This is a genomic window from Stenotrophomonas sp. CS3K5 (genome assembly GCF_059515225.1).
In genome coordinates, this window is record NZ_JCAKRX010000002.1 from 371,000 (window position 1) to 396,056 (window position 25,057).

Genomic DNA, 25,057 nt, shown 5'->3' on the forward strand with positions numbered 1-25,057 from the left:
GCACGCGGATCAGGGCCGGGCGTGACGCATCACGCGATCATTCCCATCACCCGCATTCACCCTGCAGCAGCGAGAATGCAGTTCTGGACGCGCACCGGTGCGCGTCGCTCACTGCCTGCAGGATCGCGAAGATGTCCCACACCCCCGTTGCTGGATCGTCATGTGCCGCCGCCGCGAGCGGCTGCGTGGAGGTACGCGGCGCACGCGAGCACAACCTCAAGAACGTTGATGTCTCCATACCGCGCAACGCGCTGGTGGTGTTCTCCGGGGTCTCCGGTTCCGGCAAGTCCTCGTTGGCGTTCGGCACCATCTTCGCCGAGGCGCAGCGGCGCTACTTCGAATCGGTCGCGCCCTATGCCCGGCGCCTGATCGACCAGGCCGGCGTGCCCGATGTGGATGCCATCGACGGGCTGCCGCCCGCGGTGGCATTGCAGCAGCAGCGCGGTGCCAGCAATGCACGCTCATCGGTGGGCAGCGTCACCACGCTGTCCAGCCTGGTGCGCATGATGTATTCGCGCGCAGGGGCATACCCGGCCAACCAGCCGATGCTTTACGCCGAGGATTTCTCGCCCAACACGCCGCAGGGTGCCTGCAGTACTTGCCATGGGCTGGGGCACGTGTACGACGTGACCGAAGCGTTGATGGTGCCGGACCCGTCGCTGAGCATCCGCGAGCGCGCCATCGCGTCATGGCCGCCGGCATGGCACGGCCAGAACCTGCGCGACATCCTGGTCACGCTGGGCTACGACATCGACGTGCCGTGGAAGAAGCTGCCGAAGAAGGACCGCGAGTGGATCCTGTTCACCGAGGAGACGCCGAGCGTGCCGGTCTATGCCGGCTTCACGCCTGCCGAAACCCGCGCCGCGCTCAAGCGGAAGCTCGAACCCAGCTACATGGGCACCTATACCGGCGCGCGTCGCTACGTGCTGCACACCTTTGCCAACACCCAGAGCGCGCTGATGCGCAAGCGGGTCTCGCGCTACATGGAAGGCAAGCTGTGCCCGGCCTGCCACGGCAAGCGCCTGAAGCCGGAAGCACTCTCGGTCACCTTTGCCGGCGTGGATATCGGCGAGTTCATGCGGCTGCCGCTGGATCAACTGGCCGATCTGCTGGACCCCATCGCGCAGGGTGACTTCAGCGCGCAGCGCCAAGGCGCGCGCACCAGCGGCAACGCCACACGCCGCGACCGCGCCGCGCGGGCCGCCAGTGGCCGCGCCGTCCATGCGGCGGCTCCCGACGTGCGGCTGACGTCGGCCCTGTCTGAAGAGAAGCGGCTGGCGGCACAGCGGCTGGCCGAAGGGGTGATGGCGCGCGTGCGGCACCTGCGTGGGCTGGGCCTGGGCTATCTCTCGCTGGATCGCGCCACGCCAACGCTCTCGGCCGGTGAACTGCAGCGGCTGCGGCTGGCCACCCAGCTCAGCTCGCTGCTGTTTGGCGTGCTGTATGTGCTCGATGAACCTTCTGCGGGCCTGCATCCGGCCGACAGCCAGGCTCTGTACGACGCACTGGACCGGTTGCGTGACGGTGGAAACTCGGTATTCGTGGTCGAGCATGATCTGGAACTGATGCGCCGCGCGCAGTGGCTGGTGGATGTGGGACCCGAAGCCGGAGAGCGGGGAGGGCGCGTGCTGTACAGCGGCACGCCCGACGGCCTGCGCCAGGCGCAGGATTCGCGCACCGCCCTGTACCTGTTCGACCAGGTGCCGGCAGCGGCCAGCCGCCAGCGCAGCGCTGCGAGCTGGCTTGAACTGAAAGGCATCCACCGGCACAACCTGCGGGGCGTGGATGCGCAGGTGCCGCTGGGGCTGCTGACCGCAGTCACCGGCATTTCAGGCTCAGGCAAATCCAGCCTGATGGCCCAGGCGCTGCCGGAGCTGATGCTGCTGCACCTGGGCCATGAGCCGGTGGACGACAGTGCGGAGAATGCGCCTGCGGAAGCACCCACCGTCATCGAAGCGACACGCGGCCAACTGGCAGGCGACGTGGACGCCATCCAGCGGGTGGTGCAGGTGGACCAGAAGCCGATCGGCCGCACGCCGCGCTCGAACCTGGCCACCTATACCGGCCTGTTCGACCACGTGCGCAAGCTGTTCGCCGCCACCCCGGCCGCGCGCCGGCGCCGCTTCGATGCCGGCCGCTTCTCGTTCAACGTGGCCAAGGGCCGATGCGAGACCTGCGAAGGCGAAGGCTTCGTCAGCGTCGAGCTGCTGTTCATGCCCAGCGTCTATGCGCCGTGCCCCACCTGCCACGGCGCCCGCTATAACGAAGCTACGCTGAAGGTGCTGTGGAACGACCGCAACATCGCCGAGGTCCTGCAGATGACGGTGGACCAGGCGCAGGCATTCTTCAGCGAGGAAGCGCCCATCGCCCGCCCGCTGCAGCTGCTGCAGGAGATCGGCCTGGGCTATCTGCGGCTGGGCCAGCCGGCCACCGAACTCTCCGGCGGTGAAGCGCAGCGCATCAAGCTGGCCACCGAACTGCAGCGCAGCCAGCGCGGGCGCACGCTTTACGTACTGGACGAACCCACCACCGGCCTGCACGCCTCGGACGCGGACAGGCTGCTGGTGCAGCTGCAACGGCTGGTGGACGCGGGAAACACGGTGGTGATGATCGAGCACGACATGCGCGCGGTCGCCCAGGCCGACTGGGTGATTGACGTGGGGCCGGGTGCAGGCGGTGCCGGTGGCACCATCGTGGCGAAGGGAACGCCGCATCAGGTAGCCCGGGCCAAAGGCAGCCGAACAGCGCCGTTCCTGGCGCGCGAGCTGCCTCCTCTGTAGCGCCGGGCCACGCTCGGCTATCGTTCCCCGCTACGACGACCTCACAGATCCATGCGTAGTTGAGCGGGGAGGGCGCCTTCTCGCGCCGGGCCCTCTGCCGGCCGTACCGAGTGAATCGTCATGATTGGGGCCGTACAGCCCGCCGGGATGGTCGCGGCAAGACTCGAACGGAGCAGGTCGCCTCCATGCCCGCCTTCGAATGATGCGGCAGTTCCGAACTCCATCACGGCGCCCGATCGTACGTCCTGCACCCCTATGGGGACGTCTCCCTTCATGGCCAGCGAATAACCCTGGGGCCACGCGGCAAGATATGGCGTGCCGGCTGGATCCACGAAGTAGACACAGCCATTGAGTCGATTCCTGCAACACATGGAAGGGCCTGCCGATGGCCTGGATGTGACCTTCTCCCGCGTCAGGGGTGCCAGCAGCCACGACAATCTCATAGAACCCGCTCGAGGCCGTGTCGGGCAGCGGCGGTTGCCGTTCTGGCCCATGCGCCGCCTTTCAGTTGCAGAAGATGAGCTGCGAATGATTGCCCGTGCTGACTGGACCCGTTTCATCCTGCGGGCGGCAACCGATCAGACCGGTGCAACCGCCATGGAAAAGCTGCTTTTTGCTGGTTGAGCCCCACGCGAAAGCCGCCTGAGGTCGTCACTCAGCAGGAAATGCAGCTGAATCAGTGTGCGCCGGATGGGATACACAGCGTCCCTGTCACGCGCCGCAGTGCTTCCTGCAACTGGTCAATGTGAAATGGCTTGGCCACGAAGGTGGCGCGGCGATGGCGGAGTGGCACCAGCTGGTCGTACACCGCAGAGACGAACAGATACGGGATGCCAAGTTCAGCCAAGCGATCGGCAACCGGAAACACCACGCCGTCACGAAGCTCAACATCCAGGACAGCAACATCGTAGGTCTGCGTCTCCAGCAGCCCCATTGCATCAAACACACTATAGGCGTGGGTTACCTGGCTGCCTCCGTCTTCCAGCGCCTGTTCCATGAGAGCCGCCAGGTCGAGCTGGTCTTCCACCAGCAGTAGATTTCGCTTGCCCTGGATCATTCCGGATTGCACGCGTGCATGCCTGTAACACGTTGGGACATGCATTCTGTGCTGTGCTGCATCAACGCTGTGAGTGCACGCTGTCAGTCTGATGCGAAGCCCATCGCCCGGTTCGGCACTGAGCACGCTGGAGCGCTGGCTTTGCTATCCAGGCTGGCCCGCTCAGCGGGTGCGTGTGTTGGGCATCCACCGCACAGCTCGGCTACGATACTGCCGCCGGCATCCGGGCCGGCGGGGCAGGGGACGCAATGGACATGCAGGCAGGGGGCGGCGTCGATTCGCCGGACCAGACGAAGCAGCAGGAACTGACGTTCCACTGGCTTTACCAGCGGGTGCAGGCGCTGGCTGAGCACAGCATCTACCCCAAGGCCGGCCGGCTGGAGAGGTGGTCGTGGCGCGTAGGCGCGCTGGCCGCCGCCATCGGCATTCTCGGCAGCCAGCTGCCTGATCGATGGCTGCCGCTTACGGCCGCGCTGCTTCTGGTCAGGGTGTGCCTGGCGGCGGAGATCGGAGGCTTTGTCATCGGCGGGTTTCTCGCGGCCCGCCGTGGAATCCGCCAGTTCGTACAGCCACGGCTGTCGCATGCGCAGGAAATGGATGGCGAGTTTGCCCAATGGCAAGCGGTGATCACCGAGCTTCGAGGGTTTCCCAGGGTCGAACGGGAGCGCCGCCTCAAGTACGTCACCCACCTGCGTACCAGCATGATCGAGCGCATGGGGCTGATTTATGGCGGCCTGCAACGGCTCGGTCCATTTCCGCTGCTGGTCGCCCTCTACCTGCAGTTCCGGGAGTGGAAATGGGGAGACTGGAGCAGCGCCTTTGACGTCGGCCAGCTGGGCGCATTCCTCATCTACGCGCTCGTCCTGCTCTACCTCACAGGATGGCTGTTGACCGGACTGCGCACGCGCCTGGACACCTACGTCGCCCTGCTGGAAGGCTCCACCCACGAGCCCGAGCCCACGCCGCCCGCCGCCCCGTAGCGTCGAGCTTGCTCGACTATCACTCCCCGCTACGACGACCTCACAGATCCATTCGCAGTTGAGTGGGGAGGGCACCTTGTCGTGCGCGGCCCTCTGCCGGACGTACCAAGTGAATCGTCATGATTGGGCCCGCACAGCCCGCCGGGATGGTCGCGGCAAGACTCGAACGGAGCAGGTCGCCTCCATGCCCGCCTTCGAATGATGCGGCAGTTCCGAACTCCATCACGGCGCCCGATCGTACGTCCTGCACCCCTATGGGGACGCCTCCCTTCATGGCCAGCGAATAACCTTGGGGCCACGCGGCAAGATATTGCGTGCCGGCGGGATCCACGAAGTAGACACAGCCATTGATTGGCCTCAACTCGCCCCTGAGCAGCCCGGTCGCAAGGACCGCGCTCTGCGCGGGCGAGAGCCTCACAAGTGCCAGTGATCGGGCCTCCCTGGCACTTGCCGACAGGGCGGCGGAGGTATAGGAGGCAATTATCGAAAAAAGGAGAATCGCGAGCCTCGCTGAGGACCTGCCAAGCATCATGGACATCTCCCGTCTCCAGGCTACAGATGATTCCCGAGGTCTCATAGATTAGGTTACGGCGTACTTGACGGTCGTGAATTTCCCCGCCAGTAACGGCGACCACCCTCACGGACCCACGCTTTCAGCGAAGAAGGTGGCCTGCCGCAGTGCCCCTTGTAGCGTCGAGCTTGCTCGACTACGACCACCCCTCACACCGCGCATCCCCAGCCACATCACCCGCCATCGCCAACAACACCCGATCCATCAAGACCGGCTCCGGCACCCCAACCAGCAGCTGTTCCAGAGAGTCCAACGGCTCCAACCGCCGCTCCAGAAGCGCCCGCAACGGCAGAACATCGGGCGCCCGCTGCACCGCATCCAGCGATACCCGGATCGTCAGATGCTGAGGCCGCCGCTCCGCCCACAGCACCGGAACGCCCTTGCAGTGAATCTGCAACGACGCACCCCCCTGCGTCTCGACGAACTGGAAGCCCTGCTTTTGCCGGGCCTCCACGAACGCCATCGCCTGCTGGCGCAGCTGCGAAAAGCCATCATCCGCGATGCTCTGGAATGCCTGCCGCTCGGGCACGGACGGCGATAACCAAAGGACGGGCGCCGCCACCGCCGCTGCGAGACACAGCGCGGTGGCCGCCCAACGCCAGCCCACCCTCAGGTCTCCGGTCGCACCCGCGTACTGGCGTGCGCGGTAAGCCCCAGCCCGGCCATGATCAGGCCCTCCATCACCCGGGGGCCCACGTACTGCGCCAGCTCGCCGTTCTCGCGGGCGCGTTGTGCAGCCAGCAGGATTTCCATCACCACGCGCAGGCCCGCCAGTGAGCAGTCGGTATCGGCCAGGGCGATGCGTCGGCCGGGCAGTTGATGGCGTTCTGGCCAGGGCTGGCCATCGGAGGCGGCGCCTGCGCCGATGCTGTGCAGCAGGGCGATGAGGGTGTTGGGGTCCAGCGCCTGGCTTTCTACCGGCGTGTCGTGGACGGGCTGTGGGGCAGGGGAGTGATGCTGGGTCATGGCTGGGCTCCTTGCGTGCAGGCAGAAGCCGCCACCGAAAAGGTGGCGGACGATGCGTGGTTCGAAACCCGGTCTACGTTAAGCCGGCGGGCACAAGGCCCCCACGCACCGCCCGCCATAGTCGGCCGACGGTTGCCAGCCGGCATCACCCAGGGAGTGATGCCGACTGGCAAGCGCTTACTTCAACGTAGAACCGGGGATTCGAAGCCCCGACCACCCATTTCCGGTGGCACGCAAAGGAATACGCCCGGTTGTGCGCGATGCCAATGCAGTAAGGCCGATGCCGTCACCACATTCAACGTTTTCAGAATCGTTGTAGATCGCGCAATGCGTCTGGAGCCTTGCGCTGCAATGCGATAGGCGATGCCGGTGGTGCGGGTGCGCTGCCTGTCGTCATCCACTCGGCGGGCATGGGAGCGAGGCGAATGCGACAGTCAGCGCGCCTTCAATGCAGCTTTGGTCCGCTCCAACCAGGCCGCATTGTGGCTGCGCGCATGGCGCGACCAGTGCTGGGCGTCGTCGATGATGCTGGCAAACAGGCTGCGGGCCTGCTCGCGGTCGTCGGGCTGTGGCTGCGCCATCAGGGGTGGGGTGGGGCCCCAATGGGGTGGGGGTGTTCGGGCGTGACGCGTCACGTTAATTGGGTTGGATTCTGCGAGGTGGAGGGCTGCGTGTCACTATGTCGTGGGCGCTTCAGGATGAAGGGGAGAGATGCGGTGGCGATCGTCAACCACCAAGGGAACGTGATCCCCCCCTGGGCAACAAGCGCAGCGGAGATTCGATGACTGCACGTTCTGCGAAAACCGAACAAGAGTTGTTATCCCTGGCCGAAAAGGTTCTTGCCGCTCGACAGGCTGCGCCTCTGCTTGCAGAGCGATTGGCAGGTGGCCACGTTACGTCGGATGACCGCAAAGCGATCATCGAAGTGATTGCGACCGAATTGTGCGAGAAGGGCTTCGACGCTGAGTCGGAGCCCATTGCGTACGGGCGAGAGCTTGAGTGGCTGATCGATTACTTGAACAGGCCGAACCTGAAATAGCGCATTCGGTGCACCCGGTCCGCCAGATGACGCAGTTTGTTCTTGTACTCGAATAGCGCCTTTGCGCCTCTTCTCAATGTACTATCCCGCCGTCACCAAGGAGGGGGTATGGGCGTTCGATTCCCGGTTCTATGCGTATGCATGGCTCTCATGATGCCTGCACATACATTTGCACAGCAGATTCATTCGGCAAGAGGCCCAGCACCAAAGGCAATTCCAGCGCCCCCCAAGGCCGCGCACAATTCAATGGCAAAGACCACGACGCCATTCAACTGTGAGCAGTACCGTTGGCCAAATCATCCTCACCCGGGCATGAAGCTCTACTGCGAGGGTCTTGAGGCGAGCGCTCTCCAGAACGAAGCGCGCCGCGCAGGCCGCCCCGGCCCATCCGATAGCGTCGTGTCGCTGCCGTCACTCGGGAGCGATGCAGCCAAGCGCTCAGGATTCGCCTGCATCGGCGGCCAAGCGTTCCGGAAACTCCGAAACGGTTGGGAACAGGTCTCCGCGCCTGCCGGGGGGTGGCAGCGTTGTCGCGAGCAGTGAATTCGGGCTGTAGGGGCGACGCCCCTGCGGAAGCGCCTCACCGGCGCTGGCGGGGCCTGGGCCCGCGACTCAGACAAATCACATTGGAGGGCTCGGCGTCGGGAGCCGGTCCGCGTCCAGCCAACCGCCACTCTCGGTGAATCCTTCAGCCCCGTGCTGATGCCGAACACCCGCGCACGCGCACCTTCGTGGCGCTGAACGGCACGGGGTACTTCCGGGCATTTGGCTTTGTGCGCTTTTCCGCTGACGCCGGCACTGGTCGCAGCACTGACGCCCGCCTTGGTTCTGTAGATCAAGAGACCTCTGTTGGAACCGAGCCTGGAAACGAAATTCGATCAAATGCCTAACAATCGGCTAACAATGGCCTAATTTCGCCTTAATCGGCGCGCCTCAGGATCGTGCCCCATGGACACGATCCCACAGCCGATTCCAATGGCCCCGCATCCGGGCAGATTCGCGGACGCCACTCTCATCGGGCCTGATCACCCGCTTCGTGAGCAGGTACAGTCTTTTATCGCCGAGACCTATCGTCAGCGCTTCGGCGCGGAGGTCCGCGATTTCATGCCGCAGCTGCTGGCCTACCGCGATACGCAAGGGGCGCTGGTGGCGGCGGTCGGGCTTCGGCACGCGGACAGTGGCCCGTTGTTTGTGGAGCACTATCTGGATGCGCCCGTGCAGGCCGTGCTGGCACAGCACCTTCCCAGTGCGCCTCGGCGGGCGCAGATTGCCGAGGTGGGCCACTTTGCCGCGTCGACGGCGGGCATCGCTCGCGAGCTGATCGTGCAGCTGGCCTGGGTGCTGCGCGCCGCAGATGTGGATTGGGTGATGTTCGTGGCCACCCAACAGCTGCGCAACGCGTTCGTCCGTCTTCATCTGGCGCCGATCGAACTGGTGCCCGCGCGCGCCGAGCGCATGGGCGACAGCGCAGCCGACTGGGGCCGCTACTACGAGTCGCAACCGCGTGTAATGTGCGGCGATGTCCGCGAAGGCATCGCCTTTCTTGGCGGAAATGCCTGCTCGATAGATCCAATGGATTCGGACAGTTCCGTGGGGGTGGCCGGATGAGTGCTGATCCACAGGACTTCCTTGGTCTGCTGCAGCAGCATCGGCAGCCAGTACTGACCGCTCAGGCAACGCTGACTGCGCCCGAGCTGCGGTCTCGCGTACTCGAACTGACAGAATGGCTGCGGCGGAAAGGTATTGCCTGCGTTGCCAGCCGCCTGGACAACGGCCTCGATTGGATGGTCCTGGACTTGGCCCTTCGTATTGCCGACGTGGTGCACGTACCGTTGCCCACCTTCTTCTCCGATGAACAAGTGCAGCACGCACTGCAGACCAGCGGCGCCCAACTGCTGGTGCTTGCGGAGGGCACGCCGCCGCCATGCGGGATCATGGACGCGCCCATGCCGTTGCCGGCACTGAGTGCACAGGGCGTACGCCTGAACGCTGCGACCGGCAATGTGCTGCCGGCTGGCACGGCCTGCGTAACCTACACCTCGGGTAGCACAGGGCGCCCACGCGGCGTATGCCTTTCTGCCGGGGTGTTGATGGCCACTGCCGCGTCGCTGGCAGACGCCGCAGGTGACATCGCGCCACGCAGGCATCTGTGCCTGATGCCGCTGTCGACGCTCCTGGAGAACGTGGCAGGATTGTATGCGGCGTTGTTGTCGGGCGCCGAGATCGCGTTGCCGTCCCTACAGGAGATCGGTTACACCGGCGCAGCAGGGCTGGATGTCCCCACGCTGCTGAGTTGCCTCAATCGCTATCGTCCCGAGAGCATCATTCTGGTACCGCAACTGCTCCTGGCCCTGGTCATGGCGGCAGAGCAGGGCGCTGAGCTGCCTGCATCGTTACGGTACCTGGCCGTGGGTGGAGGCCGGGTTTCCCCCGGACTTCTGGCACGGGCAAGGCGACTTGGGCTGCCGGTGTTCGAAGGCTACGGCCTGACCGAGTGTGGGTCGGTGGTGTGCCTGAATCGTCCTGGCGCCCAGCGCGATGGCACGGTGGGCCAACCCCTTCCACACGTGCGGGTACAGATCGTGGACGGAGAAATCGTGGTGTCCGGTGCGCGTGCACTGGGATATCTGGGCGGCGAATCGCTGCCGGAGGGGCCGATCCACACCGGTGATCTGGGACACATCGATGCCGACGGCTTCGTGCATGTGACCGGGCGGCGCAAGAACGTTTTCATCACCGCGTTTGGCCGCAACGTGTCGCCCGAATGGGTGGAGAGCGAATTGCTTTCGCACCCGGCCATCGCGCAGGCCCTGGTCTGGGGGGAAGGGCAGGCCGACAACGTGGCATTGCTGGTTCCGCGGTTTGCACAGCAGGATTCCGCCGCGCTCGACGTGGCGTTGTCCGCCATCAACGCCGGCCTGCCCGACTATGCGCGCATCGCGCGCTACGTCACCGTCGCGCCGTTCAGTGCGAACGCTGGTCTATTGACCGCCAATGGCCGCATTCGTCGCGAGGCCATCCTCGCCCATTACCAGGCAGAGATCGACGCCGCCTACCGGCACTCTGCGTTCAGCACCACCGGAGACCACGCATGAGCTTCCACGATCACCTTCTTTCCCAGACCGCCAGCGAGCGCCAGTCGTTGCTGCAGATTCCCATCATCGGCGATGCACTGGCGGGCCGCATCGACCGCGGCGACTATCTGGCGTTCCTGCAGCAGGCGTACCACCACGTACGCCATACGGTACCGCTGCTGATGGCCTGCGGCTCGCGCCTGCCTGCGCGCCTGGAATGGCTGCGGACCGCTATCGGTGAGTACATCGAAGAAGAGATGGGCCACCAGGAATGGGTGCTGGACGATATAGCAGGTGCCGGTGGTGATCGGTCCACTGCTGCGGCATCCGAACCCGCACTGGCCACCGAACTCATGGTCAGCTACGCCTACGACACCATCCAGCGAGGCAACCCGGTGGGCTTCTTTGGCATGGTGCTGGTGCTGGAGGGCACCAGTGTGGCGCTGGCGACGCAGGCTGCAAACACCCTGCAGACCTCGTTGGATCTTCCGCGCAATGCCTTCAGCTATCTGCTTTCGCATGGCGATCTGGATATCGAGCATGTCGGCTTCTTCAAATCGCTGATGGACAGGCTGGATGATCCCGGCGACCAGCAGGCCGTTGTCCACGCGGCACGCCGCTTCTACGTGCTGTACGGCGATATTTTCCGCACCCTGCGCAGTGGCGGTGCGCGTATGGCGGAGGCGGCGTGATGGACCTGCGTGGACGTACGGTCATTCTGACCGGGGCCAGCGGCGGCATCGGCCGGCTGCTCTGCGGCAACCTGGTGGGCGAGGGCGCACAGATCGTAGCGGTGGGTCGGAACCACTCCCGGTTGAAGGCGCTTACCGACACGTTGCCGGAAGCGGCCGTCATACCGGTGGTCGCCGATATCGGGACGGCGGCAGGCCGTAGCACGCTGCTGGCGAAAGTGGGTACGCTACCCAGACCGCCTTCGGTGCTGGTCGTAGGCCATGCCAGCGCTGCCTTCGGATTGTTCGGTACGCAGACCGAACAGGCATTGGAACAGCTGATGCAGACCAACCTGGTTGGTTCCATGCTGCTGATCCGCGCCTTGTTGCCCCTGTTGGAGCGGCAGCCGCAAGCCAGCGTGGCCGTTCTCGGCTCGACGTTCGGCAGCCTGGCCTTTCCGGGTTTTGCCGCATACAGCGCCAGCAAGTTCGGATTGCGCGGCCTGGTCGAAGGACTGGGCCGCGAGTATGCCGGCAGCACAGTCAGGTTCCAGTACCTGTCACCACGCGCCACCCGCACCGATTTCAACAGCGCCGCCGTGGATGCCATGAACGCCGAACTGGGCGTGTCCCACGATTCGGCCGAAGAGGTCGCATCGGCCTTGTTGCAAGCGCTGCGCGCTGGCAATCCGCGCTTGCAGCTTGGTTGGCCAGAACGGCTTTTCGCTCGCCTGAACGGCCTGCTGCCTGAGCTGGTGGACCGTAGCCTCCGCAAACAGTTGCCCATCGTCAGGCGCCATGCCAGCAGTGGCACCACTGCAACGAGTTCTTCCGCATCCCCTCCCAGCAAGGACACCTCCCATGAAGCGCACGCAGGGTAAGACCATGTTCTATCTCATCCTTATTGCCGCAGTCGTATTGGTCGGGGTCGCCGTGGCCGCCGAACCATCAATGCCGGTGACGCAGATCCGTGACCGCTGGGCGCAGATCAACTACCAGACGCCCAAGCCGCAGCGCGAGGCGGCGTTCATGGCCCTGTCCAAGCAAGCCGCGCAAGCCCGGCAAGCGGCCCCCAGGGATGCCGGTGCGCTGATCTGGGAGGGCATCGTGCTGTCCAGCCTTGCGGGCGAAAAAGGTGGCATGGGCGCACTCAGCCTGGTCAAGCAGGCCCGCGCCGATTTCGAGGCCGCGCTGAAACTGGATCCCCGGGCCCTGGATGGCGCGGCGTATACCAGTCTGGGCGCGCTCTACTACCAGGTACCGGGCTGGCCGCTGGGCTTCGGCGATGACGATCAGGCGCGGCAGATGCTGAAGAAGGGGCTGGATATCGACCCCAATGGTATCGATGCCAACTATTTCTACGGCGATTTCCTGCGCGATCAGAAGGAGTGGGGCCCAGCGCAGGCGGCGCTGCAGAAGGCACTGGCAGCACCGGCCCGGCCAGGTCGGGACGTGGCCGATGCCGGCCGCCGGCATGAGATCGAGGCCAAGCTGCACGATGTGATGGGCCATCTTGCAAAGTGAAGTCCGCGACTGGACACTGCCCTCATGCGCATCCTCCTCGTCGAAGACGACCGCTCCCTGGGTGAAGGCATCCGGACCGCACTTCGACGGGGCGCCTTCGCCGTGGACTGGGTGGAAGACGGCACGGCCGCGCTCCTGGCTGCGCAGGATGGGGATTTTGATCTGGTGGTGCTCGATCTGGGTCTGCCACGGGTAGACGGCATCGAAGTGATCCGCCGACTTCGGGCGGCGGCAAACCCGGTGCCGATTCTGGTGCTCAGTGCCCGTGAACGCCCGGCCGACCGCACGCTCGGGCTGGACGTTGGAGCAGATGACTACCTCGGGAAGCCCTTCGATACCGCCGAGCTGCTGGCGCGCGTCCGCGCGCTCGTCAGGCGCAGCAGCGGGCGTTCGCATCCTACGCTGGACGCCGGTGACCTCCATCTTGATCCGGCGACGCTGGAGGCGCGATGGAAAGGACGGGCGCTGGATCTGACCCGCCGCGAGTTCTCGCTGCTGAGATTGTTGATGGAACAGAACGGGCGGCCAATGGCGCGAGAAACAATACAGAAGCACCTCTACGGCTGGGATGAGGACGTCGCCAGCAACGCCGTGGATGTTCATGTGCATCAGCTGCGCCGCAAGGTCGACCCTGCGATCGTGCGTACCGTGCGGGGCATCGGGTATGCGCTGGGGCAGTCACCGGAGACGGATGCATGAGGTCGATGCGACGCACTCTGCTGCTGACCCTGCTGGGGACTTTGGCGGTTCTGATGGCCGTGGCTGGATTCTTCAGCTATCGCGCCGGCCTACAGGAAGCGGGGGAAATGTTCGATGCCCGGCTGGTGCAGTCCACGCGGGTACTGATGGGCCTGGTAGATGAGCCATTGAGTGACCTCACCGCATTTCCGGGCGACCCCGTCGTGCTGCGTGGCTGGCACGGGCACGCGGAAGGCGTGGGCGAGGCGCTGGCGTTCAGCGATGGACATGCCTATGAGAGCAAGCTTGCCTTCCAGGTCTGGGACGCGAAGCAGCGACTGCTGCTTCGCTCGGACAGCGCTCCCACCCGGCCACTGGCTGCACTGGTGGCCGGCTACGCCAGTCCCGTGATCGACGGCGAGCAATGGCGTACCTTCACGCTTCAGACCCGTGGGGGCCGATGGTTCCAGTCTGGCGAGCGGTCGGACATCCGCGAAGAGCTGGCCGAAGATATTGCAGGAGGGACCCTGCTGCCGTTGCTGCTGGCGCTGCCACTGATGGCGCTGGTGATCTGGTGGAGCGTCAATTACGTGACCCGCTCGCTGCAGAGTGTCTCGGACCAGATCGGCAGGCGTGATCCCGAGCGCATGTCGCCACTGGACGCGGCTGACGTGCCGCGCGAGGCGCGAGGACTGGTGCAGGCAGTGAACGGTCTGCTTGGGCGACTGAACGAGGCACTGGCGCGTGAGCGGCGGTTTGTAGCCGATGCCGCACACGAGTTGCGCACACCGATCAGTGCGCTGAAAGTGCATGCAGAAAACGCACGCATGGCACCGGATGATGCAGGAAGGGTTCGCGCACAGGAGATGGTCAGCGACTCAGTGGCGCGGCTGGAGCGCCTTGCTTCGCAGCTGCTCACACTCAACCGTGCAGAAGCCGTATCCCGATTGACTTCGGTGCGCCTGAGCCTGGATGGCCTGGTCGGCATGGAGGTGGATGCGCTGCGTCCTATCCTTTCCGTAAATCGACAGTACATCGAACTGAAGCTGGACAGCGCGGAGATCAGGGGTGATGAGGCCGCGCTGAGCGCGCTGGTTCGCAACCTGCTGGAGAACGCCGTGCGCTACACCCCCGTCGGCGGTCGCCTGAATGTCTGCGTGATGCAGGAGGAGGGCAGGGTGTTTCTCATCGTCGCCGATAGCGGTCCCGGCATCGCCGAGGAAGAGCGCGATCGCGTCTTTGACCGCTTCTACCGAACGCTGGGGAGCCGGGTGCAGGGCAGCGGATTGGGGCTGTCCATTGTCAGGGAAGTGGCCGATGCCCACGCCGCGGGCGTGACGCTGGGCACCTCACAGAAACTGGGTGGGCTTGAGGTGAAGGTGAGCTGGCCAGCAGGCTCGGCGTATCGAGCCGCCACTGACGGCTGATTGCCAGGTGACCGCGCCTGGCAGGGCCCTCAGGTACATTGCGCTGCCGCCACACGTGCTGCGGCATGCGCCAAAAAACCGACATTTAGGTGTCCTGCGTTGCTTTGATATTCTCAGGCATGCCACCTCGCTCGAGCACGTGATGCTATCCAACCGCTGAGCTACCATAAACATCAGTCCGGTTCAACTCTTGGATGAGGCGTTCGTCCACTCGGTAGCCAGGCTGGTCAACCAAGGCGGAATCAACCCAGCCTTATTGGAACTGGAACTCACCAAATCCGCACTACCCACCGATACGGCAGAGATGATCGACCGAATGCTTGATCTTGAGGCACTGGGCGTGACCTGGGCACTGGATGATTTCGGCACGGGCTATTCGTCCCTGTCCACACTGCGGACCTTACCCATTCGCAAGCTGAAGATCGACAGGCAGTTCGTGCAGGAGGCCACCACCCAGGAGAGTGCGCAACGCCTTCTGGGCAAGATTGTTGAGATCTCCCAGGTGATGGACATGAGTGCGCTGGCGGAAGGGGTCGAGACGGCGGAGCAACGCGACCTGTTGATCTCGCTGGGCTGCGAATCCTTCCAGGGCTACTTCTTCGCGCCACCGATGTCGCTGCCCATGCTGTCCGCCTGGCTGGAGGAACGCCGCGGTTTGTCCGTATCGCACTGCGCCGGCGAGACTGAGGGGTCGCTGAGGTCGGGCGCTGCCACCTCAGGCGGGAGCGATACAAGCCGCCGCAGCCTGCGTTGACCTGCCGTTGACAGCAAAGGGACAGACTGCGCAGGAGCAAAGGGCGCCTGGGGACATCATGGACACGGGTGGGGGAAGCGATGCCATTCTTCACTGATTCGGACGAGGTTGCGGTTGAGGGCCTGGGGGCTGCCCGCCGGATTGGGTGGATGCGCTTCGTGGGCGCCTCGCTGGCTGCACTGCCCATTGCATCGGTGGGTCTGGAGCGCGGCATGGGCAGGCTGGCATTCGTGTTTCTACTGGCCAACGCGCTGGCCTGGCCTGCCATTGCACAGCTGCTGACAAGGCGCGCCGCCCGGCCCGCTGTCGTGCAATTCCGTTGCATGGTTGTCGACTCGCTGCTGGGCGGGGCATGGATCGCCTTCATGGCTGTCAGCGCTGTGCCCAGCGCGCTCTTCGCTGCGCTGCTGGTGGCAGACAAGATTGCGGCCGGCGGTACACGGCTGGCGCTGAAGGCCACGGCTGCGCTTCTGCTCGGTTTCCTTGCTGCATGGCTTGCCATGGGCACGCCCTGGCAGCCGGCCACTTCTTCCCGAACATTCCTGCTCAGCCTTCCGTTCCTGTTTGTCTACGGGATCGGATTGAGTGCACTGAGTTGGCGTCTTGCGCGCCGGGTCAGGTCACAGAATCGGCAGTTGCAGCGACTCAGCCGAATGGATCCACTGGTGGAACTGGCCAATCGCGGCTACCTCATGCACCGCGCCCAGCAGATGATCGAAGCGGGGCGCGCCCTGGGCCGGAGGGATTGCCTGTTGATGCTGGACGTGGACGATTTCAAGCGCATCAACGATACCTTGGGCCATCGCACCGGCGATGAAGCACTGCGTCGTATCGCTACGGTCCTGCGCAGTGTGTCACGCCCGGGCGACACACCGGGGCGCCTGGGCGGAGATGAGTTCGCGCTTCTGCTCGCAGGGCAGACGCCGGCTGAGGCCATGCTGCTGGCAGAGAAGATCAGGAGCCTGCTCCACGTAGATACGGGCAGTGATGCCACAATGCTGGACCTGAGCGTGAGCATCGGCATTGCCGCCGCGCCCACGACGACCAGTGCCGAAGAGTGGCTCGCAAAAGCGGACCAGGCCCTGTATGACGCCAAGCGACACGGCAAAAACACGGCGAGCTGCGGCACCGATTGCTGAGCCAACCCAACGCGTCGTGGTCCACGTCAATCGCTGACGTCATGATCGTTGCCGACGTCTGACGATAAGGTCGCCTCGATCGATGGGGCACTGTCCACTCCTGATGACGCGGAACTGCACTGAGTCGGTCATCGGCAGACGCGTTCTTCACAACATGAAACGTTACACTGGAGCGCTTTCGCATGTAGAACACAGAGGCATACAGCCCGATCGTGAGAGCAATTTCCTCTATTGCCATTGCCTTGCTCGCCAACGTTTCCTTACCCACAGAGGCATCCGAACCTGGTCGGAGCGGCGACTCCTACTTCGAGCCTGGTGGTGCGGTAAGGTTCAATTACGGGTGGCTCGACTACGGGCCGACCAGCCGCCTTCAGCTTGAACTGATGCGTGCAGACCTAGACGCTGGAACCGGACCTTTTTCCTTCTCTGCCCAGTACCGCTGGTACGATGGCTTCGACGCCGTGCATCACGCCTACGCGGGCTGGCAGTTCTCCGATGCTACCCAGCTGAAGGCAGGTATCCAGCAAGTCCCGTTCGGGCTGCTCCCCACCGTTTCGCAGAGTTTCTGGTTCGGCTCCGGCTACTACCTGGGCATCGAGGATGATTACGATCCGGGCCTTGTGGTGATTCACCGCAGCGGTGGCACGACCTGGCATCTTGGCTGGTTCTCCGGAGACGAGTACGGATCCGGGGCTCGCTACGATCGCTACTCCTTTGATGTCGCGCAGACCGAGGCGTTGCCGTATCGCGAGCGGCAGCGACTGCATGCACGCGTGGAGAACGCGCGCGACTGGGGCGGCGGCGAACTGTTGTTGGGCGCATCAGCGTTCGCTGGCAAGGTGCAGAATACTCAGACACGGCATCACTACGGTCATCAGGGCGCCGCACTTCACGCACAGTGGCAGCGCGATGGTTGGACCGCGCAGCTGCAGTGGGCGCGGTACCGGTATGACGTACCCGGAGATCGCATCCCGATGTCGGCGTTCCAGTCCCCCTTCGAAATTGCAGCGCAGGCGGATGTGCCAAGCGCCAACATCGCCTATTCGTTCGGCCAGAAAGGCTGGATGGATGACATCACCTGCTATAACAACCTCAGCATGACTCGCCCAGTCGGGCACCACGCGGGCCTTCGTGATTCGTGGCAGAACGTGACCGGCTGCAGCCTGCAGAAGGGCGTCATGCTCACCTATGTCGACTGGATCGCTGGGCGCAACATGTGGTTTGCCGGTGGTGATGGTATCGGCCTCGACGAGGGAGGCCCTTCCCGCTGGCATTCACGGCTGAATATCAACATCGGCTTCTACTTCTGATCGGCCTCGCGCAAGCCGGAGGCTCTTTCACCCAACAACACGGAGGTATCCATGCAGAGCACGGCTCCGCAACATCCCTCCGTTCGCCAGCGGATTCTTCCGCGGGTGTTCATTCCCACGGCAGCCATCGTCATCGCGCTGCTGGCGCTTGCTGCCATCGCGCCCGATAGAGCCACGCGCTGGTTCACCGCTGCAAAGTCATGGGCTGCCAATGATGCAGGCTGGTTCACCATCCTTGCAGTGGCCGGCTTCCTGGTCTTCGTCGTCGGCGTCGCCATCAGCAGTTACGGCCGCATCAAGCTCGGCCCTGACCACAGTACGCCGGACTACAGCTACGGCTCCTGGTTCGCCATGTTGTTCGCTGCCGGCATGGGCATCGGTCTGATGTTCTTCGGCGTTGCCGAGCCCATCATGCACTACGCTACACCGCCGGTCGGCTCGCCCGAGTCGGCCGCCGCTGCCCGCCAGGCCATGCGCATCACCTTCTTCCACTGGGGCATCCACGCATGGGCGATCTATGCGGTGGTAGCGCTGTCGCTGGCGTACTTTGCCTACCGGCACAATCTCCCGCTGCGTGTCCGTTCCGCGCTGTATCCGCTCATCGGCGACCGTATTCACGGCCCGTTGGGACACGTGGACGCACCGTCCGTGAGTTCGTGGTGGGGGTGTTGCTTGTGCCGCTTGGCTTCACATTCCTGTGGATGACCATCTACGGCAACACCGCGTTGCACATGGTGCGGGCGGAGGGCATCCAGCAGTTGGTGCAGGCGGTCTCAACCGACAGCTCGATGGCGCTCTTCGAGTTCCTGGAGCACCTGCCGCTGACCATGCTGACCTCTTCGCTGGCGGTCATCCTGGTTGCGCTGTTCTTCGTAACCTCAGCGGACTCCGGTGCCTTGGTAATCGACATGCTCACCTCGAAGGGTGAGGAGGAATCGCCGGTCTGGCAGCGGATCTTCTGGGCGCTGCTCGTCGGCGGCCTGGCGATTGCATTGCTGGTGGCTGGCGGGCTGGAGTCGTTGCAGGCTGCCACCATTGCCAGCGCGTTGCCATTTTCGATCGTCATGATCTTGATGTGCTGGGGACTGCTGAAGGCCATGCATCTGGATGCCGCCAAGCGCTCGATCCTGCGCGAGGCACGTATCTTGCCCGGTACCAGCGAGGATTGGCGGGCGCGCCTGCGCCTGCTGGCGCACAACCCGTTGAAGATCGAGGTGACGGGCTTCATCGAGCAGCGTGTCATCCCTGCATTGGAGGAGGTTGCGGCTGAGCTGCGTAAGCAGGATCTGCCGGTCCAGGTCTCCAAGGGGAGGATGGTCGTGCGTGGCTGCAGGTTGGCCATGGCGAGGAGATGGACTTCTTCTACTCGGTACGGCCCCAGCCCTATGAGGCGCCGACCTTCGCCCTGCAGGATCCCCGTCGGCCGGTCAGCGACGGTACCCGTCATTACCGTGCGGAGGTCTATCTGCGGGAGGGCGGGCAGGACTACGACGTCATGGGGTGGACCAAGGTTCAACTCATCCACGATGTGCTCGATCAGTACGAGCGCCACCGTCAGTTCCTTGACAAGGTGCGCTCGTAGAATCCGTACACAGATGCTGCCCGGAGGAGCGGCATCTGCCTTGGGCCGGGCGCGACCCTGCGTTGACGTGGCCTCGGCGCCCGACCGTGCTATTGATGGCGCAACTGCCCAGGAAGTAGCCCGTGCTCACCAGATTGAGGCTTGCAGCCAGCAAAGTTACAAAGCGGATGTGGTTCCGCTCGACCCTGTATGGCGCCCTGGGCATCATCACGGCCTTGGCTGGCGCGTTCCTGAAGTTCCTGATACCCACCGGCCTTGCCGCACGGATCGGCGCAGATTCCGTCGGCAACATTCTTGGCATTCTTGCCGCGTCGATGCTGACGGTCACCACCTTCTCGCTGTCCACCATGGTCTCGGCCTACGGGTCCGCGTCCAGCAGCGCCACCCCGCGCGCGGCCCGCCTGCTGATCGAAGACACCCGGGCCCAAGGTGCGCTGGCCACCTTCATTGGTGCCTTCCTGTTCTCGATCGTGGGCCTCATCGCGCTCAGCACCGGCATCTACGGAGACAGCGGCCGGATTGTGTTGTTCGGGGCAACCGTCGTGGTCATCATCGTCATCACAGTGACGTTGCTCAGGGCTGTCGAGCAGTTCTCACGCTTTGGCCGCGTTGGCGAAACCATCGATCTGGTGGAGCGGGCGACCAAAGCGGCAATGAAGCGCCGCGCCGCGGAGCCTCGGCTCGGCGGAGCCAGTGCTGTCCCGGTAGGGGAGGGGGTGGTACTGCTGGTTGGCGATCAGGTGGCCTACGTTGAACATGTGGACGTCGCCCGGATCGACGGCATTGCACAGGAACATGATCTGCGCGTTCATCTGCTCTGCCAGCCGGGTACGTTCGCAACTCCGGACCGTCCCTTGATAGCCGTCGAGGGAAATCCACTTCCGGACGTGCAGAGTGAAATGATTTCAGCCATCTCCTTCAGTGACGCGCGCTCCATCGAGAATGACCCACGGTTCGGGCTGGTCGTGCTTGCGGAAATTGCCCAGCGAGCCATGTCACCTGCGGTGAACGACCCTGGCACCTGCATCGACGTCATCGGTACCTGTGTCAGGCTGCTCTGTGAATGGGCCAGTCACACCGGGGACGCTGCGACGTGTGATGTGCTTTATCCGTGTGTGCACGTGCAGTGCCTCGATGTCCGCGACATGTTCGAGGATGCATTCACACCAATCTCCAGGGATGCAGCCGGCTCGCTGGAGATCAACATCCGGCTGCAGAAGGCATTCAGGGCGCTGGCACGGTCAGCAGACCCCGCCGTTGTGAACGCGGCAGGAGAGCACGCCCGTACAGCGCTGTCCCGAGCTATCCAGGCACTCGAATTCGAGCTTGATCGAAAGGCAGTTCAAGCCGCGGCGTTGGAGCGATGATCCTGCTGCGAGGTGGTCTTGGGCATGGCGCGCAATCTGAATACTTTCAAGCTCGCGGTGACACTTGGGAGCAGGTTGAGGTGGGCTCAGTATCGAGCGTGAGTGAGATGGTACGCGCGCGGCTCAGCCTTCGCTTGTGCGCGACGCGTCTACTGATGGGTTGACGGTTTCCGGCTGCTCAGCAGCAGGCCGGCACCGGCAATGAGACATGCAGCCAGGGCTGCGATGGACAGTGGGAGATGGAATTCCTCACGGCCGGCAATTGCAAATGCGACGTGGATTGCCGCTGTGCCGGCACCTGTCGCTCCGCACAAGCGGGCATACGCTCGCGCGGACGGCTTGGCCAGCGCGACCTGGTGATACCCGTGCAGCAGGACACCCACAGCGGCCAAATTGAAGACCAGGAATCCTTGAATGCCCCCGGGGACCCTGAACATGTCCCACTCATGCCAGAACGCGGCGTCGATCTGGTGCAGGATCAAGGCTAGAAGTGTTGCCAGATACCACCGCTCCATGGGGCTTTCCGTCCAAAGCTGTGCGAAGTCTACCAGCCGGGTTCAATTACGGAGTAGGGCAAGCGTTACGCCGAGGGCGGGTGCGCGGCCAGGTGCTGCCTGGAAATGCGCCTGCGCGCGGTTGTCGCCCGGCAGCTGGTGGACCCCCCAGGTGAGCCGCCTGACACCATCATCTGCAGGATCAGTCGTGGTCTGCGCTCGCTTCGGCAGGTGCGACCATGAAGGCCGGCGCGAGCCGATAGTCCTTCTCGCCGAAACGACGGTCGTCGAACAGATACCCGTAGTAGAACTGACGCAGGGCGGCGTGGTAGGTGCGGATGCGGTCCTGGTAAGTCAGATGTGCCTGCATGTCAGTACCGGCCATGCGGGTCAACCAGGCTTGCACCCCAACCGGCGGCAACACCCATCCCAGTGCGGAAGCGGCCGACGCACGACGCTCGATTCCATCGCGATACGCGATCGCCTGTGGCTGGACAGCGTCGTCTCCATTCTGATGAAAGGCGAGGTACCACTTGTAGTGGAAGGCCGTGCCGAGCGGGGCGGAATGGCTCCACTGCGGATATTTTGCATAGAACTGCTGCATGGTCTGCTCGCGAGGAATGTCCCATGCATGGTTGACGGCTTCGCGCTGCGCCCGCGCAATCTCGGCCCCTTGTCGCACAGGAATGGCGCGCTCAATTACTACATTGGACACGGCTGGCAGGATCAGCGCGACAACGGCCCAGGCCGTGGCAAGTGCCGCTGCGTTGGTGCCTGAAGTCCAGCCGCGCCAAGCGATTAGAGCGGCCACGGACGACCAGAACAGCAGGTATGCAAGCATCAACCCAAGTACCCCGGCAATCTGCGCCGGCGCGACAGCCTCCTGCAGGGCGGCAACGGCGAAGGGAAGGCCAAGGCAAAGGCCCAGCGCGATCAGCCTGACCAGGGAGCGGCGCACGTAGATCCACTTCAGCTGGCCCGGCAGGCTTGCAAGCAACTTTTCCCGGCCAGATTCGGTCTCGGCGGAGCGGAGGTCGTGGAACAGCACGATCACAAACAGCGGCGCCAGGAAGGTGAGGAGGAACGCGAAGTCGAAACGCCCGGCCAATGCCAGTTCGGGATTGAAGACATCGCCATCGTGGATCTGCGCCTCAAGGCCCAACGCTCGTACCCGAAGCATGAAGGGCGCGACATCACGCATGCCCACCGCGGCAAAGGCCAGCGCCGACGGAGGGTTCCAGGTGGGATGGAAGGTGTAATAGGCTGTCTGCCCGGCGTCGCCGGCAGCGGCGTTGGCTTTGATGACTGCCGCCAGGTCTTCACCTTGCAACTGAGGAATCTGTGCGATTGCTCGGCGTTGGCTGTCGATCCGTTCGATACCCGAGACAAGACTGGCCACGGTCAGCGCCGTCAACAGGGCAAGCCCGGCCACGGCGATCTTCGAGCGCAGCAGCAGCACCCACTCATAGCGCCAGACCTTCATCGTGCAATCTCCATGCGTCGCGCAGCCACACACAGCAGCAGCACACCCGCACCGAACCATCCCAGCAGTGCCAGCAGGCCGGACTGCAGGGACGCCACGATCGAGGCCACAGTCTGCGGCTGGAACGTGAACCGGGGAATGTCATGCCAGTGACTACGGTCAACACGCTTGCGAGCGTCAGCACCGGCATCCTTGGCGGTATCGTCGGCGTAGCTGACCGCATCGGCCTGCAGCTGGTTCAGATTCTGCACCATCTGGTATCGGTAGGCCTCTGCCTGGGAAACGAACTGCAGATGCGCAGCCAAATTGGTCTGTGCAGCTGCCATCGACAGCTGTGACAGCACGACGGACGGGCTGAGCAGGCCGAAACGACCCACGAAACGGTTCTGTTGGTGCTGTGCTTCGGCATTGCGTGCCGCGTAGGCGTTGAACAGTGACGAGGTCATCCGTTCACCCTCCAGTGCCAGCAGTCCCTTGTAGTTCACCGGCAGGTCCTCGATGCGCGTCACGCCGTACGTGTCCAGCACCTGCTGGCGGAACGTCGCGAAGTAGGGATCCTGTGGATCATGGCTGTCACCCAGCGCACGGGTATCACGCCCGATTGCCACTTCGGTCTGCAGCCGGTCCGGCAGCGGGAAGGTGCCATGGGCCAGGTCCGGGGCCACGCGTGGTACCAGCAGCGTCGATACGGCCCAGATCGCAACCAGGCCCAGCAACGCATCGCGACGGCGCGCCAGCACGGCCGAGCCGGCCACGATCAGCATGCACCAGGTTCCCAGGTAAAGCGCATAGCCCGCCATCAACAGCAGCGAAACACCCAGCGAGCCCTCGCCCGAAACGGCCAGTATCACCAAGCCCGTGCAGGCCGGCAGCATGAACACCGCCGCCATCACCCACAGCGCGGCCAGCTTGCCGAGGAGGATCGACCGTGCTGGCGCGCCCTGCAGCATCAACAGCCGCAGGGTTCCGCGTTCGCGCTCCTGCGCAAGCACGCCGTGCCCCAAGAAGATCAGGACCAGGGGCGCAAGCACCTGCAGCACGAAGGCCGGGGTCAACTGCCCGAACCGGGTCAGGATGGAGCTCTGCATCACATCGCCGAAGTTGGCGCTGTTCTGGCGATGACCTTCCAGAAACAGGCTGCTGCCGGTGAACGGGTCCACGCCGGGATCGAAGGCCGCCAGCGCAGAGGGCAGCCGGTAGACGAAGTGACCGTAATGCACCACCCGGTGTGGGTGGCGGTCTGGCTGCGCATCGAATGCCTGCTGGGCGGCGGCCTGCTGCCGGGCCCGGTAATCAGCTGCCGATTGCATGTGGTTCCAGGACACGAGCGTGGCGGCCAGCGCCAGCAGCGTAAGCAGCATGACGCCCGAGAGCGCCGTGCGGTCACGCAGCATGGCGCGTAGCTCATTGCGCATCACCGATCGCCAGGCGCTCATGCCATGGCCGCCCGGCCAGCGAAGTGCGCATGCAGCGAGGGCAGGTCGAAGTGAGCGCGGTCGGCCTCGTAGCCGATACGCCCCCGTTCCAATACGCCGATGCGGTCAGCCACGTCAACAGCCCCCATCAGGTCATGGGTGACCATCAGTACCGACGTGCCTCGCGCGCGTACCGACTCCAGCAACTGATGGAAATCAGCGCTTGCACCCGGGTCCAGACCGGAGGTCGGCTCGTCCAGCAGAAGCAGGGGAACGCGACGGGCCAGCGCGATGGCGATTGCCACTTTCTGCCGCATGCCCTTGGAAAAGCGTCCCAGCCGCTGATGCCATGCCGCTTCCTGCAGGCCAACCGCGCGCAGCGCATCGGCGATCGCCTGACGGTCGGGTGTGGTTCCACTCAACGACAGCAGGTAGTCCGCATTCTCCACCGCGCTCAGGTGCTCATACAGCGACACGTTTTCCGGCAGATACGCCAACTGGCTGCGTGCCTTGGCCGGCTCCTCCCAAGGCACGAAGCCGCCCACCTTGACCTGGCCAGTGGCCGGCTTCAGGAAGCCCAGCAGCACCGATAGGGTGGTGGACTTGCCTGCCCCGTTGCCGCCAAGCAGTGCGTAGATGGTTCCGGCGGCAACCCGCAGCGAGAGATCGGACAGAACGGTTCTACCCGCATAAGCGACCCGAAGGTCCTGGATGTCGACAACGGAGGAGGGCGTGTCCAAAGCAAA

General features: G+C 64.2%; 25 protein-coding genes and 1 pseudogene. 18 read left to right on the forward strand and 8 right to left on the reverse strand.

Annotated elements, in window-relative coordinates:
* Positions 1–131 precede the first annotated feature (131 nt).
* Together AC5YGJ_RS04285 and AC5YGJ_RS04290 are read left to right on the forward strand one after the other, a co-directional pair.
* Complete coding sequence (locus AC5YGJ_RS04285) at positions 132–2,780, forward strand: excinuclease ABC subunit UvrA (RefSeq protein WP_496185836.1); 2,649 nt, start codon at positions 132–134, stop codon at positions 2,778–2,780.
* 348 nt (positions 2,781–3,128) lie between these two features.
* Positions 3,129–3,404: a BLUF domain-containing protein gene (locus AC5YGJ_RS04290; RefSeq protein ID WP_496185837.1), complete on the forward strand. Its 276-nt coding sequence runs from the start codon at positions 3,129–3,131 to the stop codon at positions 3,402–3,404.
* 52 nt (positions 3,405–3,456) lie between these two features.
* Here AC5YGJ_RS04290 and AC5YGJ_RS04295 read toward each other — a convergent pair whose 3' ends face one another.
* The gene (locus AC5YGJ_RS04295) at positions 3,457–3,837 is read right to left on the reverse strand and encodes a response regulator (RefSeq protein ID WP_496185838.1); all 381 of its coding nucleotides are present in this window, start codon (positions 3,835–3,837) and stop codon (positions 3,457–3,459) included.
* A gap of 248 nt (positions 3,838–4,085) precedes the next feature.
* Here AC5YGJ_RS04295 and AC5YGJ_RS04300 point away from each other — a divergent pair, with 248 nt between their 5' ends.
* Positions 4,086–4,817, forward strand: coding sequence for a hypothetical protein (locus AC5YGJ_RS04300; protein ID WP_496185839.1), 732 nt, complete (start codon positions 4,086–4,088; stop codon positions 4,815–4,817).
* Positions 4,818–5,524: 707 nt separating this feature from the next.
* Here AC5YGJ_RS04300 and AC5YGJ_RS04305 read toward each other — a convergent pair.
* The 3 genes from AC5YGJ_RS04305 to AC5YGJ_RS04315 all read right to left on the reverse strand — a co-directional run bounded on the left by AC5YGJ_RS04305 (position 5,525) and on the right by AC5YGJ_RS04315 (position 6,935).
* Complete coding sequence (locus tag AC5YGJ_RS04305) at positions 5,525–5,995, reverse strand: hypothetical protein (protein ID WP_496185840.1); 471 nt, start codon at positions 5,993–5,995, stop codon at positions 5,525–5,527.
* 2 nt (positions 5,996–5,997) lie between these two features.
* Positions 5,998–6,354: a hypothetical protein gene (locus AC5YGJ_RS04310; RefSeq protein WP_496185841.1), complete on the reverse strand. Its 357-nt coding sequence runs from the start codon at positions 6,352–6,354 to the stop codon at positions 5,998–6,000.
* 434 nt (positions 6,355–6,788) lie between these two features.
* Positions 6,789–6,935: a hypothetical protein gene (locus AC5YGJ_RS04315; protein ID WP_496185952.1), complete on the reverse strand. Its 147-nt coding sequence runs from the start codon at positions 6,933–6,935 to the stop codon at positions 6,789–6,791.
* A gap of 200 nt (positions 6,936–7,135) precedes the next feature.
* Between AC5YGJ_RS04315 and AC5YGJ_RS04320 the strand changes: the two genes are divergently transcribed.
* The 15 genes and pseudogenes from AC5YGJ_RS04320 to AC5YGJ_RS04390 all read left to right on the forward strand — a co-directional run bounded on the left by AC5YGJ_RS04320 (position 7,136) and on the right by AC5YGJ_RS04390 (position 20,919).
* Positions 7,136–7,393, forward strand: a complete 258-nt coding sequence (locus AC5YGJ_RS04320) for a hypothetical protein (protein ID WP_496185842.1) — start codon at positions 7,136–7,138, stop codon at positions 7,391–7,393.
* A 948-nt stretch (positions 7,394–8,341) separates the two neighbouring features.
* Complete coding sequence (locus AC5YGJ_RS04325) at positions 8,342–9,001, forward strand: thermostable hemolysin (protein ID WP_496185843.1); 660 nt, start codon at positions 8,342–8,344, stop codon at positions 8,999–9,001.
* Positions 8,998–10,488 carry an AMP-binding protein gene (locus AC5YGJ_RS04330; RefSeq protein ID WP_496185844.1) on the forward strand — a complete coding sequence of 497 codons (1,491 nt, stop codon included), beginning with the start codon at positions 8,998–9,000 and terminating at the stop codon, positions 10,486–10,488. Before AC5YGJ_RS04325 ends, AC5YGJ_RS04330 begins: the two co-directional genes overlap by 4 nt.
* Entirely contained in the window at positions 10,485–11,159 is a 675-nt protein-coding gene (locus tag AC5YGJ_RS04335; protein WP_496185845.1) for an iron-containing redox enzyme family protein, read from the forward strand. The genes AC5YGJ_RS04330 and AC5YGJ_RS04335 overlap by 4 nt, the downstream gene beginning before the upstream one ends.
* Positions 11,159–12,019: an SDR family oxidoreductase gene (locus tag AC5YGJ_RS04340; RefSeq protein WP_496185846.1), complete on the forward strand. Its 861-nt coding sequence runs from the start codon at positions 11,159–11,161 to the stop codon at positions 12,017–12,019. Before AC5YGJ_RS04335 ends, AC5YGJ_RS04340 begins: the two co-directional genes overlap by 1 nt.
* 4 nt (positions 12,020–12,023) lie before the next feature.
* Entirely contained in the window at positions 12,024–12,662 is a 639-nt protein-coding gene (locus tag AC5YGJ_RS04345; RefSeq protein ID WP_496185944.1) for a tetratricopeptide repeat protein, read from the forward strand.
* 24 nt (positions 12,663–12,686) lie between these two features.
* Positions 12,687–13,361 carry a response regulator transcription factor gene (locus AC5YGJ_RS04350; protein ID WP_496185847.1) on the forward strand — a complete coding sequence of 225 codons (675 nt, stop codon included), beginning with the start codon at positions 12,687–12,689 and terminating at the stop codon, positions 13,359–13,361.
* A gap of 17 nt (positions 13,362–13,378) precedes the next feature.
* Complete coding sequence (locus AC5YGJ_RS04355; protein WP_496185945.1) at positions 13,379–14,767, forward strand: ATP-binding protein; 1,389 nt, start codon at positions 13,379–13,381, stop codon at positions 14,765–14,767.
* Between the two features lie 172 nt (positions 14,768–14,939).
* The gene (locus AC5YGJ_RS04360) at positions 14,940–15,521 is read left to right on the forward strand and encodes an EAL domain-containing protein (RefSeq protein ID WP_496185946.1); all 582 of its coding nucleotides are present in this window, start codon (positions 14,940–14,942) and stop codon (positions 15,519–15,521) included.
* Positions 15,522–15,670: 149 nt separating this feature from the next.
* Positions 15,671–16,660, forward strand: a complete 990-nt coding sequence (locus AC5YGJ_RS04365) for a GGDEF domain-containing protein (RefSeq protein ID WP_496185848.1) — start codon at positions 15,671–15,673, stop codon at positions 16,658–16,660.
* A 212-nt stretch (positions 16,661–16,872) separates the two neighbouring features.
* Positions 16,873–17,970, forward strand: coding sequence for a hypothetical protein (locus tag AC5YGJ_RS04370; RefSeq protein WP_496185849.1), 1,098 nt, complete (start codon positions 16,873–16,875; stop codon positions 17,968–17,970).
* A gap of 51 nt (positions 17,971–18,021) precedes the next feature.
* The gene (locus tag AC5YGJ_RS04375; protein ID WP_496185850.1) at positions 18,022–18,675 is read left to right on the forward strand and encodes a BCCT family transporter; all 654 of its coding nucleotides are present in this window, start codon (positions 18,022–18,024) and stop codon (positions 18,673–18,675) included.
* Positions 18,645–19,019, forward strand: a pseudogene (locus AC5YGJ_RS04380) (BCCT family transporter); the annotation flags it as partial. The gene AC5YGJ_RS04375 and the pseudogene AC5YGJ_RS04380, both read left to right, overlap by 31 nt.
* A 302-nt stretch (positions 19,020–19,321) precedes the next feature.
* The gene (locus AC5YGJ_RS04385; RefSeq protein WP_496185851.1) at positions 19,322–19,552 is read left to right on the forward strand and encodes a hypothetical protein; all 231 of its coding nucleotides are present in this window, start codon (positions 19,322–19,324) and stop codon (positions 19,550–19,552) included.
* 122 nt (positions 19,553–19,674) lie between these two features.
* Positions 19,675–20,919 (forward strand): DUF2254 domain-containing protein, encoded by a 1,245-nt coding sequence (locus tag AC5YGJ_RS04390; RefSeq protein WP_496185852.1) that lies wholly within the window; start codon positions 19,675–19,677, stop codon positions 20,917–20,919.
* A 149-nt stretch (positions 20,920–21,068) separates the two neighbouring features.
* Here the strand turns inward: AC5YGJ_RS04390 and AC5YGJ_RS04395 are convergent, their stop codons facing one another.
* The 4 genes from AC5YGJ_RS04395 to AC5YGJ_RS04410 all read right to left on the reverse strand — a co-directional run bounded on the left by AC5YGJ_RS04395 (position 21,069) and on the right by AC5YGJ_RS04410 (position 25,051).
* Complete coding sequence (locus tag AC5YGJ_RS04395) at positions 21,069–21,434, reverse strand: DUF6713 family protein (protein WP_496185853.1); 366 nt, start codon at positions 21,432–21,434, stop codon at positions 21,069–21,071.
* Positions 21,435–21,615: 181 nt separating this feature from the next.
* Positions 21,616–22,896, reverse strand: coding sequence for a DUF3526 domain-containing protein (locus AC5YGJ_RS04400; RefSeq protein ID WP_496185854.1), 1,281 nt, complete (start codon positions 22,894–22,896; stop codon positions 21,616–21,618).
* Entirely contained in the window at positions 22,893–24,332 is a 1,440-nt protein-coding gene (locus AC5YGJ_RS04405; RefSeq protein WP_496185855.1) for an ABC transporter permease, read from the reverse strand. Before AC5YGJ_RS04405 ends, AC5YGJ_RS04400 begins: the two co-directional genes overlap by 4 nt.
* Positions 24,329–25,051, reverse strand: a complete 723-nt coding sequence (locus AC5YGJ_RS04410; RefSeq protein WP_496185856.1) for an ABC transporter ATP-binding protein — start codon at positions 25,049–25,051, stop codon at positions 24,329–24,331. Before AC5YGJ_RS04410 ends, AC5YGJ_RS04405 begins: the two co-directional genes overlap by 4 nt.
* Positions 25,052–25,057 lie beyond the last annotated feature (6 nt).